The 13,131-nt window shown below is 44.3% G+C and carries 15 protein-coding genes; 5 read left to right on the forward strand and 10 right to left on the reverse strand.

Going from position 1 to position 13,131, the window contains the following annotated elements:
- Positions 1 to 5 precede the first annotated feature (5 nt).
- On the forward strand, positions 6 to 437 hold the full coding sequence (locus tag OW491_RS01165; RefSeq protein ID WP_075173793.1) for a VC2046/SO_2500 family protein: 432 nt from the start codon (positions 6 to 8) through the stop codon (positions 435 to 437).
- 63 nt (positions 438 to 500) lie between these two features.
- The gene (locus tag OW491_RS01170) at positions 501 to 1,409 is read left to right on the forward strand and encodes a DMT family transporter (protein WP_290034414.1); all 909 of its coding nucleotides are present in this window, start codon (positions 501 to 503) and stop codon (positions 1,407 to 1,409) included.
- Positions 1,410 to 1,425: 16 nt separating this feature from the next.
- Here OW491_RS01170 and OW491_RS01175 read toward each other — a convergent pair whose 3' ends face one another.
- Positions 1,426 to 1,812 (reverse strand): hypothetical protein, encoded by a 387-nt coding sequence (locus OW491_RS01175; protein ID WP_075173794.1) that lies wholly within the window; start codon positions 1,810 to 1,812, stop codon positions 1,426 to 1,428.
- Between the two features lie 155 nt (positions 1,813 to 1,967).
- Here OW491_RS01175 and OW491_RS01180 point away from each other — a divergent pair, with 155 nt between their 5' ends.
- On the forward strand, positions 1,968 to 3,287 hold the full coding sequence (locus OW491_RS01180; protein ID WP_290034415.1) for a DUF945 family protein: 1,320 nt from the start codon (positions 1,968 to 1,970) through the stop codon (positions 3,285 to 3,287).
- Between the two features lie 72 nt (positions 3,288 to 3,359).
- Here OW491_RS01180 and OW491_RS01185 read toward each other — a convergent pair whose 3' ends face one another.
- The 9 genes from OW491_RS01185 to OW491_RS01225 all read right to left on the reverse strand — a co-directional run bounded on the left by OW491_RS01185 (position 3,360) and on the right by OW491_RS01225 (position 10,677).
- Positions 3,360 to 4,073 carry a hypothetical protein gene (locus OW491_RS01185; protein WP_290034416.1) on the reverse strand — a complete coding sequence of 238 codons (714 nt, stop codon included), beginning with the start codon at positions 4,071 to 4,073 and terminating at the stop codon, positions 3,360 to 3,362.
- Positions 4,074 to 4,680: 607 nt separating this feature from the next.
- Positions 4,681 to 5,046, reverse strand: a complete 366-nt coding sequence (locus tag OW491_RS01190; protein WP_277253202.1) for a hypothetical protein — start codon at positions 5,044 to 5,046, stop codon at positions 4,681 to 4,683.
- Positions 5,043 to 5,912 (reverse strand): putative RNA methyltransferase, encoded by an 870-nt coding sequence (locus OW491_RS01195; protein ID WP_290034417.1) that lies wholly within the window; start codon positions 5,910 to 5,912, stop codon positions 5,043 to 5,045. The genes OW491_RS01190 and OW491_RS01195 overlap by 4 nt, the downstream gene beginning before the upstream one ends.
- Positions 5,913 to 5,980: 68 nt before the next feature.
- Entirely contained in the window at positions 5,981 to 7,126 is a 1,146-nt protein-coding gene (dapE, locus tag OW491_RS01200) for a succinyl-diaminopimelate desuccinylase (RefSeq protein WP_075173798.1), read from the reverse strand.
- A gap of 108 nt (positions 7,127 to 7,234) precedes the next feature.
- Positions 7,235 to 8,266 (reverse strand): 2,3,4,5-tetrahydropyridine-2,6-dicarboxylate N-succinyltransferase, encoded by a 1,032-nt coding sequence (gene dapD / locus OW491_RS01205; RefSeq protein WP_290034418.1) that lies wholly within the window; start codon positions 8,264 to 8,266, stop codon positions 7,235 to 7,237.
- A 22-nt stretch (positions 8,267 to 8,288) separates the two neighbouring features.
- Positions 8,289 to 8,648 (reverse strand): ArsC family reductase, encoded by a 360-nt coding sequence (locus tag OW491_RS01210; RefSeq protein ID WP_075173800.1) that lies wholly within the window; start codon positions 8,646 to 8,648, stop codon positions 8,289 to 8,291.
- A gap of 25 nt (positions 8,649 to 8,673) precedes the next feature.
- A complete protein-coding gene (gene dapC, locus OW491_RS01215) occupies positions 8,674 to 9,873 on the reverse strand; it encodes a succinyldiaminopimelate transaminase (RefSeq protein WP_075173801.1) in 1,200 nt (399 codons plus the stop codon).
- 256 nt (positions 9,874 to 10,129) lie between these two features.
- Positions 10,130 to 10,414, reverse strand: a complete 285-nt coding sequence (locus tag OW491_RS01220) for a hypothetical protein (protein WP_290034419.1) — start codon at positions 10,412 to 10,414, stop codon at positions 10,130 to 10,132.
- A 29-nt stretch (positions 10,415 to 10,443) separates the two neighbouring features.
- Entirely contained in the window at positions 10,444 to 10,677 is a 234-nt protein-coding gene (locus OW491_RS01225) for a hypothetical protein (RefSeq protein ID WP_075173803.1), read from the reverse strand.
- A 514-nt stretch (positions 10,678 to 11,191) separates the two neighbouring features.
- On the opposite strand from OW491_RS01225, the gene OW491_RS01230 reads away from it, so the two are divergent.
- Both OW491_RS01230 and OW491_RS01235 read left to right on the forward strand, forming a co-directional pair.
- Positions 11,192 to 12,031 carry an alpha/beta hydrolase gene (locus OW491_RS01230; protein WP_075179842.1) on the forward strand — a complete coding sequence of 280 codons (840 nt, stop codon included), beginning with the start codon at positions 11,192 to 11,194 and terminating at the stop codon, positions 12,029 to 12,031.
- 26 nt (positions 12,032 to 12,057) lie between these two features.
- Positions 12,058 to 13,128: a hypothetical protein gene (locus OW491_RS01235; RefSeq protein ID WP_290034420.1), complete on the forward strand. Its 1,071-nt coding sequence runs from the start codon at positions 12,058 to 12,060 to the stop codon at positions 13,126 to 13,128.
- Positions 13,129 to 13,131 lie beyond the last annotated feature (3 nt).

A 13,131-nucleotide genomic window follows, 5' to 3' on the forward strand; every position in this document is an offset into this window, starting at 1 on the left:
TTATCATGCAATTAGAAACCATACAAAATCGTATCGAGACAACGACGGCATCGCTTCCTCAAGCGGTCCAGTCGTCGCATGGTGCTGATTTTGCTATGTTGATTAGTTTGCTAGACACTTATCAAAAAAATACGTCTTTCCAAACTATACAGCAGGCTAATACTACCGACGCTACTGGCAGTGATTTCTCATTACCGACTCCTCGATATTTAACCCTTGATGAAACACAGCCGCCAGCAGTGATAGAGCGTTTGAATCAAGCGGTTAATCAACATCGCTCAGGTGATTTTGCGTATTTAAAAAGCATGATTGCAACACGAGCAGAAAATGCAACCAATACAGCTCCTCCATCCGATGACTTTGCAAAAATGGCGTTGATGGCATCGGGAAGTTTAATGCTCGATCAAATACAAACAGCGCAACGCACTGTTCTTTAATGATTTTCCCCGTGACAGCCTAGTTGTTGGCGAATAGACTGACGTTTTTCTAAGGGAAGGCGTATGGAAACGGCAGCAGCATTGACTAAAAACCAACCCAAAGCGATGCTTCTCGGAGCACTCGCTGTACTGTGCTGGTCTACGGTTGCAACGGCCTTTAAATTATCATTGGCGCATTTAGCACCTGTACAGCTATTGAGTATCGCCTCGGCGACTTCGCTATTCATTTTGTTGGCGGTTGTTGCTAAACGTTATTCTATGCGCTTTGTTTACGAAGCTTGGAAAGCCGCTCCTGTTCAATACGCGTTGTTAGGGGCTATCAACCCCTTTTTATATTACGTTATTTTGTTCAATGCTTATGACTTGCTTCCAGCCCAGCAAGCCCAGCCACTGAATTATAGTTGGGCATTAGTATTGTCCTTGTTAGCCGTGCCATTGTTAGGTCAGGCTTTAAAACGAGCCGATATTATTGCGTTGTTGGTAGGTTTCTTTGGCGTTATCGTGATAGCAACTCGGGGCGATGTTTTAGCGCTGCAATTTGATAGCGGTAAAGGTGTGTTGTTGGCGCTAAGTAGCACCGTATTGTGGGCGGTCTATTGGTTGTATAACGCACGCTTAAAGGCACCGCCAGAGGTGTCTTTATTGTTATGTTTCATACACGGAAGCCCGTTGGTGTGGGGGATGATGATGTTCACAACTGGCTTGCCCAATGATTGGCAAGGAGTGACTAGCGCTATTTATGTGGGTGTCTTTGAAATGGGTATCACGTTTTTACTGTGGTTAGGTGCTATGCAGTTAGCGACGCATGCTAGCCGAGTGAGTAACTTAATTTTTCTCTCGCCATTTTTATCTTTATTGCTTATTCATTGGATATTGGGTGAAGATATCGTTCCAGCCACTTACATTGGGCTCAGTTTAATTATTGTTGCCGTGATCTATCAACAAGTGGCTGCACACCGCAGCGCACAGTAACAGCGGGAAACTAGGTTTAATTTGTTAGCCACTTGATTAGCTCTTCTTCCCCTTTTTCGAGCTTCCACCATTCATCTGGATCATCGCCTTCACTCCAACCACCGGCAATACAGCGGATTTGAGTGTTCAAAGCCGCTGTTGCTTGTCGTGCGCATTCTAAATCGTTCATCCAGGGCGTTTTATCAGACTTGAACCACACGCTTGTCCACGCTTTACCTGCAACTTTCTCATGGATTAAAACGGTAATGTCGACTTGGTTGGTCGTGAGCTTATATTCATGAGCAGCCCCTTGAGAGAGGATGGGTTGTAAAGATGAGCCGCAGCTTTCAAGCCATTGCTCAAGTTGATTGACTGAGCAAGATTTTACATAGATCTCGATATCGGGTGGGCGCTGCTCGCTCATGATAAAACCTGTGCTTATATGATAAAAACGAAGAGTATGAGCATTAGTTCACAGATGTTCAATAGTCATTATCGGGGAATGCTAGTTAAGCTTTGGTGACTTCGTGTATGCTTCCTTTTTGTGTTTTATATAATTGTTTTTTATAGGGATAGATTATGAATAAAGGGCTGATGATTGGCGCCTTAGTTGTGTTGGGTTCGGGGGCATATTTAGGAGGGGTTGCATATACTGGTCAGCAGGCTGATAGCTTCGTGCAACAACAGTTAGACGTTGTAAAACAGCAATTAGGTGATCAGGGTGATATCGCAGTAACAGCGACGGAAGGTTTATTTGAGTCGCAGTACCGTATTGAATATACATTGAGCGATTATCCTGAACCGATTTTTCCTGCGTTGGAAACCAACAAGATACCAATGGACTTAACGGTGAAGCACGGCTTCCTTTCTGCTAATTCAACCGTGGTGTTGGCAGAAGGTGAGTTGCTAGATGTATTAAAACGCTATTTGGATGATAGTGATCAAGCCCCGTTCGTTTTAGAGTCTACACAAAGTTTTAATCCTATATCACAAACAAGCCGTGTTAATGCGCGAGCTGAAACGGCCCGCATGTCTGGTAATTTAGAAGATGGATCAACGTTTGTAGTAGGGGCTGCACAGGTAGAGTTTAACCAGTCGGGTCGAGACTTTGCCGCAACGCTTACCATGGATGACTCCTATATCACCGCTGAAGATGGTGAGTTGCGTATTGAAGGGGTCTCCGGAGAAGAAACTGGAGTTTTGGACTCTGATTTTTTACAAGATGCTGTTATGGCAGAAGAGTTCAATGCCGTTGTTCGTGCCGAACAGATTGTATTCCGTGATGCTCAACAGCAGGCGACGTTGGATAGTTTAGCTATTACAGTCGATCAGATTTTAGATGGCGGCAGAGTTTTATTATCTGTTGGCTACGGGGCTGAAAAGGCGACGCTTGAGCAAGGAGATGTACTTTCTGTGGTGGAAGTGCCTAACTTAAGCATGACATTTGATTTTGATTACCAGGCCGTTCGGGATTTAGCCGAAGTAACACAATCTATGCAACCTGATGCTGACGATCCAGAAGCTGCATTTGAGCAAATGCAACTAATAGTTGAAACATTAGATCGTGTTACGCAAGAAGGCGTTGGGATCGATTTGAATGATCTATCATTCGAAATGGAAGGCGAAAAAGCGCAAGCCAAAGCTGACTTAAACCTAGTGCCATTTACGGCATCTGATTTAATGATGAGCCCGTTGATGTTGTTACAGTACATGGAACTTCAAGCCGATGTATCTGTGCCTGTTGCGATGAGTGATAAGCTTGGGGATGAAGAGCGTATGCAGTTACAGATGCTAGTAGAGCAGGGCTTTTTCATATTGAACGATACAGATTACACCGCAAATTTATCAGTTGAAGAGGGAAAAATTTTGCTAAACGGAAGTGAGTTCCCGCTGTTCTAACTAACCTTTACGGTAAAAAGAAACATAAAAAAACCCGCTATAGCGGGTTTTTTTGTTTATCAGGTTCAACAATTAAGCAGTAACTGCTTGCTGAATACCTTTAATCCACTGTAGATCTTGACCAGCAGTCTGATCGGCAGCCAATTCAGCACCTGTTACAGGAGCCAGTTGGTTGTAATCAGAACCAGACTGCACTTTTTTAATCCACTTTAGATCTTGGCCAGCGGATTGGTTAGATGCTAGATCAGAACCTGTGAATGGAGCCAGTTGGTTGTAATCAGAACCAGACTGTACTTTTTTGATCCACTTTAGATCTTGGCCAGCAGATTGGTTAGATGCTAAGTCAGAACCTGTGAATGGAGCTAATTGGTTGTGATCAGAACCTGATTGAATTCCTTTAATCCATTTTAGATCTTGGCCAGCGGTTTGGTCTGCAGCTAACTCATCACCTGTTACAGGAGCCAGTTGGTTGTAATCAGAACCGGACTGCACTTTTTTGATCCATTTTAGATCTTGGCCTGCAGACTGGTTAGAGGCTAAGTCTGTACCTGATTGTACTTTTTTGATCCACTTTAAGTCTTGACCAGCAGACTGGTTAGAAGCGAAATCAGCACCTGCCGTTGGCAACACAGCATCCTGAGCGTTGTGTGTTGAAGCTGATTGAACTTTCTTAATCCATTTAAGATCTGATGCAGATCCCTGATCAGCAGCAAAAGTTGGTAATGCAGCTGTTAGTGTTAGGGCGCCAGCTAAAGCAGTAAGAGTAAGTTGAGTGTTAGTTTTCATGATATTTACCTCTTTTCTAATTAAGGGCTTGTTAGTTGAAACCCTTAATTTGGTATTACATTAATAAATGACCGAAGTTGGTTTATTGGTGAATATTTGCAACAAACTTGCTTCTTGGTCCATTTTTTCTCTGTGTAGTTCAATTAATGCTTAAATATTTTTTAAAGCACCGCTACAGGATTGGGGCCATTATATATAGTTAAATGCAATGTGAAATAGCTAAATTTAGTTTGTTTATATCTAATTTGTAGATGTTTTATTTGTTTTTGATTATAACCTGTTATTTTTAATAACTTTTAGTTTTGTTATTGAATGGTTCAGTTCGATTTTTAAATCTTATTGTTCCATTTAAAAAACAATAGCGGCTTTTGCTGGTGTGTGAAAAACAAACTAGGTCGATAGTTATTTTTTGTGAAATGCTTTGAAGGACGGTTGATGTGGTTTGACCCTGCCGAGTTAATTGTTTGAGCTATCTTTGAAGAGGATGTCTTGGACGAAATAGCTTTGTTTGAGAGTGAAAGTAGAGCTTGAAATAGGTCGTGAGTACTAATAAAGAGGCTGAGTGGGATAGAGTGGAATAGGATGAGGGTACTAGAATCCTCGCTTTTTAAGGTGAGTCTTTTTTAGAGGGAGGAGGTTGGGGGGTAGATGTTGGCTTGCTCTTGTTTGGCTTGTACAAAATATACCGCACTAAGCCCAAGACGCTTAGGCAGAAATACCCTATTGCGGCGGCCGTTAAGCCGATAACAATCAATGCAACGCCAATGAGTGCAAGAATCTCTTGCTTGATGGATTGGCCAAAAAAGAACTCAGCAAGAATCACCAACAACAAACCGAGTAACGTAACGCTAAAGCCACTAATGAGGATAACTAGGTTACGTTGGGTATGTTGTGAAAAGTTGAGTAGCCAGTGGTAGGCTTTTTGTAGCCCTTTTATGAAGAAAAAGCCCTCAGGTTTTACTTTTTTCATCATTCAGTACGAGGCATAAAAGTGCCAATATGCACATCAAAGGTAAAAGTTATAGGACCCGCTTTTAAAAGACGCTCTCTGCTATCGTCGTTAATACGCTGACTGTGCGGTGTCATTCCTATCAATGCGTCTAGTGTTTCTCGATTATCTAACGTAAAGGTGAAGCTTAATTGCTCAACCTTCTCAAGTGTAAAGTGTGTCTTAAGTTCGTTAACAGGGTCAAAGGTTGACGGTCGTATGTCCTGATAAATTTGTTGCCGTAACTCAATTAGATGGTTCGCGGCTGGCCAAACTAAAATGAGTTTTCCTGTTTGCTTGAGAATATGGGCAAAGTGCACTGGCATTAATCGGCTAAACATAACGATGAGTAAATCTTGGCTGTGAGCAGCAAGCGGTATTTGAGCACCGGTTGCGACTAACCAATGAATGTTGTTCAGTGGTTTCGATCGTTTAGTGGCTGCGCGTATTGCATGTTTTGATATATCTAAGCCGTAAACATGGGTGTTAGGCAGCGCCTGTGCTAGTTGAGCGGTATAAAATCCTTCACCACAACCAAGATCTAGTACAGAACCCTTAGGTGTTTTGGCCGTGTACTCTGAAGCTAGCTTGCACATGTGATCCGCTAGTGGCTGATAAAAACCTTGGTCTAAGAAAGCGGTTCTTGCGCGGACCATGTCGGGGTTGTCACCTGGATCTTTAGATCGTTTGCGTTGAACGAGTAAAAGGTTCCAGTAGCCCTGTTTTGCTCTGTCGAAGCTATGTCCCTGTTCACAGCGCAATGTATTATCAGTCAGTATGAGGCCGAGTTGGCATACGGGGCAAATAAATGCCGGAGTGCTGACGGGTGCATGAGTGGCTTGCGTAGGCACAGTGAATAGCTCCGTGATTGGGAGGTGATCTCGTCTTTTACGGCGGGGTTGCCGCCGTTACACTCTCGTTAAACAGTTTTAGGCAGCAGTCGCGCCAGCACGTTTTCGTATATATCGCTCAATAAGTCTAGGTCGCTTGCTTTTACGCATTCATTCACTTTGTGAATGGTAGCGTTAACTGGGCCAAGCTCTACGACTTGGGCGCCAGTAGGAGCAATAAAACGGCCATCCGAAGTGCCGCCCGATGTGGATAATTCGGTTTCACGGCCTGTTATGTCCAAAATTGACGCTTGCACCGCATTAACAAGACTGCCTTCGGCTGTAATAAATGGATTGCCTGATAAAATCCAATCAATGTTCCATTCGGTTGTGTGCTGATCCAATATCTTGGTGACGCGTTCTTTGAGTTGGTCGGCGGTGACTTCTGTTGAGAAACGAAAGTTAAAATCAACTACGATGTCGCCGGGCACTACGTTGGTCGCCCCAGTGCCTGAATGGATGTTTGATATCTGGAAACTAGTCGGAGGGAAAAATTCATTCCCTTTATCCCATTCGGTTGAAGCAAGCGTGGCTAGAGCAGGCGCTACTTCATGAATAGGGTTACGAACAAGGTGCGGATAGGCCACGTGTCCTTGGATGCCGGTTACTTTTAGTTTTCCACTCAAAGACCCACGGCGGCCGTTTTTAATGATGTCACCCACTAAGTTAGTGCTAGATGGCTCGCCCACAATGCACCAGTCAATTTTTTCGTTACGCGCTTCTAGGTGATCGATAACTCGGGTAGTCCCATTAATAAAAGGGCCTTCCTCATCGCTGGTGATTAATAGCGCGATAGAGCCAGAATGATCTGGGTGGTGGTCAATAAAACGCTCTAGCGCTGTCATGAATGCGGCAATGCTGCCTTTCATATCAGCGGCACCGCGGCCGTATAGATAGCCTTGGCTAAGTGTGGGTTCGAAAGGGGGGAATGTCCACTGCTCAGCTGGGCCTGTCGGAACAACATCGGTGTGCCCCGCAAAGCAAAATAATGGGGCTTGTGTACCGCGGCGCGCCCATAAGTTGGTGGTATCTTCAAATACTAAACGTTCAATCGTAAAGCCTAATGCTTCCAATTTACTGATCATCAGCTCTTGGCAGCCTGCATCTTCAGGCGTTACCGATTGGCGAGAGATCAATTCTTTAGTCAGTTCGACGGTAGGGGATTGGATCGACATGTTAGGCTCCAAAATAGTAGCGATCAGTAAATGGGCGAAGCCGGGATATCCCGGCTTCTATAGAGTAATAAGAGGTGTAACAAGCATATAAGGGTGCTGAGCGCGCACTTAGTTATGCTTGTGAAGCTCTTCGTTCAGCTCAATAGCTGATTTGTTGGTCTTTACTTCGATACGGCCATTTTGTGAGTTTCGACGGAAGAGTAAGTCAGATGTGCCAGCCAACTGAGAAGCTTTAACTGTTTCTACTTCGTTGTTTTTGTCATCCAGTACAACTACTTTTGAACCACCAGTGACATATAATCCCGCTTCGATAGTGCAACGATCGCCTAATGGGATACCTAAACCAGCATTAGCACCGAGTAAGCAGTTTTCGCCAACAGAAATTACTACGTTATTACCACCAGAAAGTGTTCCCATGGTAGAGCAGCCGCCGCCTAAATCAGAACCGTTGCCAACGACAACACCTGCTGAAATACGCCCTTCAACCATGCTTACACCCAAAGTACCGGCATTAAAGTTGATAAAGCCTTCGTGCATTACGGTAGTGCCTTCACCTACATGAGCCCCAAGGCGGATGCGTGATGCATCGCCTACACGGATGCCTGCAGGAACAACGTAATTGGTCATTTTCGGGAATTTATCAACCGATTGTACGTCGAGCACTTTACCTTGAGCGCGAGCAGCCAGTTGGCGCTTTGGTAAATCTTCTAGCGACACTGCACCTTCGTTAGTCCAAGCAACATTGGGTAACAAACCAAACATACCGGCTAAGTTAATACCGTGTGGCTTAACCATACGCTGCGATAACAGGGTGAGTTTTAAGTAAACTTCAGCGGTTGTAGCGGGTTCAGAGTCTGTTTCTAGAATAGTGACAACTAATGGTTGCTTTGTGCCTTTTAAAATCTCTACTACTTCGGCTTGGTCTTCAGAGCCTACACTAAGAAACGCGGCTTCTAAGTCGGATAATTGTTCGGCGCAGATTTCGATAGCGGCATCGCCACCTTCGTAACCTAGTGTTGCTGCAACGGCTGAAACCAGCGCTTCAGATGGATTGATAACCGGCTTATTGTAGTAAATTTCTAGCCATTCATCGTTTGAAGATTGAGTGCCGATACCTAAACCAAATGCAAAATAACTCATAATATGCTCCGCCTAAGATGTCTTACGACACCTGATGTGAAAATAAAGAGGTGTAGTCGGCTTCTTTAAAGCCGATCTTTCGTTCAGAACCGGTGTCCAGCACAGGGCGCTTAATCATTGCTGGGCTTTCAAGCATCAAACGTTTAGCTGACGTTTCGTCTACCGAATTCTTTGTGTCGTCTGGGAGTTGGCGCCACGTTGTACCGCGTTTATTAAGGACTAACTCCCAGCCTAATTCTTGGCACCACTGATCCAGTAAATCAGGTTCTAGGCCATCTACTCTAAAATCGTGGAAACGGTATTCGATCGCGTGCGCTTCCAACCATTTGCGCGCTTTTTTAATCGTGTCGCAATTTTTAATGCCGTATAAAGTAACCGCCATTATTTCGCCTTTTACTTAATAGTGTTTAGGTTAAGCTTTCAACGAAAGTTCGGATGCGTTTAGCACCTTCTATACATTCGTCCAGTGTGGCAACCAGTGCCATACGAACATAGCCTGCACCAGGAACAATGCCATCGACTTCTCGTGATACGTAGCTACCTGGCAGTACGGTCATATGCTGTTCGGCAAATAGACGTTGTGCAAATTCATCGTCAGCAATTGGGGTCTTGGCCCATAAGTAGAAACTCGCATCGGGTTGTTTCACTTCCATGACAGGCGATAAAATATTAACAACTTCACGGAATTTTTCGCGATACTTATTCCGGTTGTCGAGCACGTGAGCTTCATCATCCCATGCGGCGATAGAGGCTATTTGATGCTGAGCTTGCATGGCGCAACCATGATAGGTGCGATACTTTAGGAAAGGCTCCAGTAACTTGGCGTCACCAGCAATGAAGCCTGAGCGCATGCCCGGTAAATTAGAACGCTTTGATAAGCTGTGCATTACCACGCATTTATCAAAGTCGTGACGGCCTAGTTTTTCACAGGCTTCTAATAAACCAATAGGTGGGTTGGCTTCATCAAAATATATTTCTGAATAACACTCATCAGAGGCAATGATAAAGTCATGCTTATCAGCCAGCGCGATTAATTTTTTGAGGGTATCAAACTGAGTAACGGCGCCTGTCGGGTTGCCGGGTGAGCAGATAAATAGAATTTGGCAGTTATCCCAAACATCATCCGCAACGGCGTCGTAATCGGGGATGAAGTTGTTGTCTGCAAGGCAGTTTAAATAATGAGGCGTGGCTCCCGCTAGATACGCCGCACCTTCATAAATCTGATAAAACGGATTAGGTGATACAACTAACGCACCAGGTACACGGTCAACAGCGGCTTGAGTGAAAGCAAAAATAGCTTCGCGTGTGCCAGTGACTGGTAATACATTGTCTTCAGGGCTCAGCACACCTTCGCTGAGATGAAAACGGCGAGTACACCAGTTAGCAATGGAAGTACGTAACTCCAGTGAGCCCTTGGTTGTAGGGTAGACAGACAGCCCATTGAGGTTGTCGGCTAGCGCCTTTACAACAAAGTCTGGTGAAGCATGTTTGGGCTCGCCTATTGAAAAGGCAATATGTGACATATCTGTCGGTGGAGTCACTGCCGCTTTTAGCTTAGCTAGCTTCTCAAATGGATAAGGTTGTAGGTGCGCTAAATCCCGATTCATAGAAATGATTCCTGCTCAGCCGTTCGGCTCCTCAAAAATAGGCAGAAAAGTATACCGGAAGGAGTGCTCAGGATTAAGCGTTAACTGGATTTAGATAAAAAAATCCCCGGGGCTTCGGGCGGCTCACCGGGGCAAGGTTACGAGAGAAAAGAGCGGTGCAACAAGATAGTTGCGGTTTAAAAGACCTGCGACGGTCGTTCGTAACGGTTATGTAGTTATAACCGTACTTGATAAGCACTCATTGGCGGATGTGTGCTTAGCCAAGGCTTAGGGCATCAAACTCTTTTTGAGTGAGCATGCCGTCTTTGTTGGTATCTAATTCATTGAATTGGGCCATTAAAGGTTCTAGATAAATGGCTTCATCTGGGGTGATAACTTCGTTATTGTCAGCGTCGAGAGTGGAGAACAGATCCGTACCACCTTCGACTTGTTCATCTGATATTGCAGCGGTGGACAGGGTAGCGAAAGTTGTAGTCGCTGCTACGGTAGCTAATACAAGTGATGCTTTTTTGATGGATGCTAATACAGATAACTGTTTCATGGTGTGATCTCCTTATTCGTGATCATTTATTACTGCATCTTAAATAAATCAAGTTCCGCTTTACTAAGCTGCCCGTCCGTATCAAGGTCGAGCGTTTCGAATTGCTCTAGGAGTTCTTCGTGGCCTTTAGCTTCTAGTGGGGATATGTGTTGATCCCCGTTTGTGTCTAAGGACATGAATAAATCCATGGAGTGTTCATGGTGTTCAGCCATGACTGGGTTTGATAGCGCAACCAACGTAGCTAAGGTCGTTAATGTTTTCATGGCTTAACCCTCATTTCGATTTAGAACACCCAATACATTGCTTAGTTTGTGCCAAGTTTTTAAATTGTATTTAAAATCAATGGTTTACTTATTAATTTTCTGAGTTTTCGGGTTTTTTATAAGCTTTTGATAACAAAAACTAGTTATTTTTTAAAATACTGTTACTGAACGGAGACTATTGATCTGTTTGTTATGCGTTGCCTATTAAAATCAATAACTTATAGTGTATCTTAATGGATACAAAAATATTTTCATGAACAGGATTTAATTTATTTCCAATAAAATCAATGGGTTATTTGTTTCTGTCGTGATGCCGAAATTTCACCACTATTTTGAGGCTCTTTGCATTTTTGAGATCCAGAAGTTTCGGTGCGTTCAATTTCACATTTGAGTTTGGCGTGTTAAGTTAATTCTGTGATGTGTGCACACTTTGGCTACTGCGCTTGACCAAAGAGTTGTTGATTGTGTAGCTATGAGTTATCCCCAGCACTAACGAAATTTAAAGGAGCAGTCGATGCGAACGGATTATGTCTTAGGGCTTAGTACGGCGGGTTATCATAAGATGGCGTATCGAGAGTGGGGCCATCTTGATAATGAGCGGGTATTAGTCTGCGTGCACGGCTTGGCGCGTAATGGTCGAGATTTTGATGATATAGCTAAGGCCTTATCCAGACACTATCGAGTGATTTGTCCTGACATTGTCGGTCGTGGAGAGAGTGATTGGCTAAAGGATCCAACGGGCTACACATTTGCGCAGTACTTGTCGGATATCATGTCTCTGTTAGCGCGGCTCAATGTCAAGGAAGTTGATTGGTTAGGTACGTCAATGGGAGGGCTCTTGGGCATAATGTTGGCGGCTTATCCAAATTCGCCCATCAAGCGGCTGATATTGAATGATGTAGGGCCCTTTGTATCTAAAGAAGCGCTCAAACGAATAGGTGAGTACCTAAAACCGAGCTGGTATGAGAGTGTTGCAGACGCTAAAGCGGCGATGCAAGCTAATTATCCGGCGCTGCGTTACATTCGAGAAGAACAATGGCAGCACCTTGTGCGTTATGGCTATCGGTTGGATTCAAAAGGTTGGACGCAGCATTATGATCCCGCTATCGGCGATATGGCGCGTGCTAATTCATCTGAAGATGTAGATTTGTGGCCGTTTTGGCAAGGAATTCAGTGCCCGCAATTATTGATTTGGGGGGAAGCATCGGATGTACTAACGCGCGACACGGTAGAACAGATGCAACAGCTTAACCCTGCGTTATCTTTGTATGCTTTGCCGGACATCGAACATGTCCCTTCGCTCATGGAAGAAGAGCATATTGAAACGATCACAACATGGCTTCGTAATAATTAAACGTAACTAATAGAGGATAGCGGTTGATGAGAGTGATCTCCCAGTGGCCAAAAGAGCAGTTGTGCTTATCGGCTGAACGGCGCAGCGAGGCCGTTAAAGTCGTCGAAAAAGCGTTTGCATCGGCGTTGGCGTCGTTAAAGGTCGATATTGGGTTGGTCGAAATGTTTGAATCAATCTATGTGCCTTTAGGCACCTGGTTATATTGTCGTAAGCAGCAACAAGTGGGGCCACTGGTTATTGGGATTAATGGTGCTCAGGGGGCTGGAAAGTCCACGTTGTTTAATTTGATTGAGGTTATTTTAAGCGAAGCCTTTGATTTAAAAGTGGTCGGATTCTCATTGGATGATTTGTACAAAACTCGTGAAGAGCGTGAGCGCTTAGCTCAGGAAATCCATCCATTGCTATTAACACGAGGTGTACCTGGTACACATGATGTTCAGTTGGGCATCGATATTATTCGCTCACTCAAGAACGGTGATCCCAAACAACCCACTAAAATTCCGGTATTCGATAAGTCGATAGATGATCGATGTCCGTCAGCGGTGTGGCAAGAGTGGTTGGGGCCTGCGGATATTATAGTGTTTGAAGGTTGGTGTGTTGGAGCACTACCTCAAGATGAAGCGGCGTTGGTAGCCCCTATTAATGCATTAGAATCTAATGAGGACCCTCATGGTGATTGGCGTCGGTATGTAAATGATCAGCTTGCTGGGCCTTATCAAGCGCTCTTTGATTTAATCGATACGCTAATCATGCTCAAAGTACCGAGCATGGAAGCGGTATTTGAGTGGCGCTCACTGCAAGAAAAAAAGTTGGCTGAACGTGTGAAGTATATTTTTGATACCCAGCAACCTACGGATCATCTACGTATAATGGATGAACAGGAAATACAGCGTTTTATTCAGCACTATGAGCGCTTAACACGACAAATGCTGATAGAAATGCCAGAACGTGCTGATGTTACTTTGAAGCTAAACGAGAACCATAAAATTAGCGAAATAGAAATTAACCGTCCATTGGAGAGAACAGAGTCGATCTTGTTGGACACAGCGGCTGACACGTCAATGGATGAAGCAATTAATCGTATTGAGACGGTGTAGGAG

The sequence above is a fragment of the Neptunomonas sp. CHC150 genome, assembly GCF_030397555.1.
GTDB lineage: Bacteria > Pseudomonadota > Gammaproteobacteria > Pseudomonadales > Balneatricaceae > Neptunomonas > Neptunomonas phycophila.

Bases quoted from the DNA above. Each gene is read 5' to 3' on its own strand.
- dapC (WP_075173801.1), bottom strand. From the start codon at position 9,873: ATGAATCGGGATTTAGCGCACCTACAACCTTATCCATTTGAGAAGCTA.
- dapE (WP_075173798.1), bottom strand. From the start codon at position 7,126: ATGTCGATCCAATCCCCTACCGTCGAACTGACTAAAGAATTGATCTCT.
- OW491_RS01185 (WP_290034416.1), bottom strand. From the start codon at position 4,073: ATGAAAACTAACACTCAACTTACTCTTACTGCTTTAGCTGGCGCCCTA.
- OW491_RS01235 (WP_290034420.1), top strand. From the start codon at position 12,058: ATGAGAGTGATCTCCCAGTGGCCAAAAGAGCAGTTGTGCTTATCGGCT.
- OW491_RS01230 (WP_075179842.1), top strand. From the start codon at position 11,192: ATGCGAACGGATTATGTCTTAGGGCTTAGTACGGCGGGTTATCATAAG.
- OW491_RS01220 (WP_290034419.1), bottom strand. From the start codon at position 10,414: ATGAAACAGTTATCTGTATTAGCATCCATCAAAAAAGCATCACTTGTA.
- OW491_RS01165 (WP_075173793.1), top strand. From the start codon at position 6: ATGCAATTAGAAACCATACAAAATCGTATCGAGACAACGACGGCATCG.
- OW491_RS01175 (WP_075173794.1), bottom strand. From the start codon at position 1,812: ATGAGCGAGCAGCGCCCACCCGATATCGAGATCTATGTAAAATCTTGC.
- OW491_RS01190 (WP_277253202.1), bottom strand. From the start codon at position 5,046: ATGATGAAAAAAGTAAAACCTGAGGGCTTTTTCTTCATAAAAGGGCTA.
- OW491_RS01180 (WP_290034415.1), top strand. From the start codon at position 1,968: ATGAATAAAGGGCTGATGATTGGCGCCTTAGTTGTGTTGGGTTCGGGG.
- dapD (WP_290034418.1), bottom strand. From the start codon at position 8,266: ATGAGTTATTTTGCATTTGGTTTAGGTATCGGCACTCAATCTTCAAAC.
- OW491_RS01225 (WP_075173803.1), bottom strand. From the start codon at position 10,677: ATGAAAACATTAACGACCTTAGCTACGTTGGTTGCGCTATCAAACCCA.
- OW491_RS01170 (WP_290034414.1), top strand. From the start codon at position 501: ATGGAAACGGCAGCAGCATTGACTAAAAACCAACCCAAAGCGATGCTT.
- OW491_RS01210 (WP_075173800.1), bottom strand. From the start codon at position 8,648: ATGGCGGTTACTTTATACGGCATTAAAAATTGCGACACGATTAAAAAA.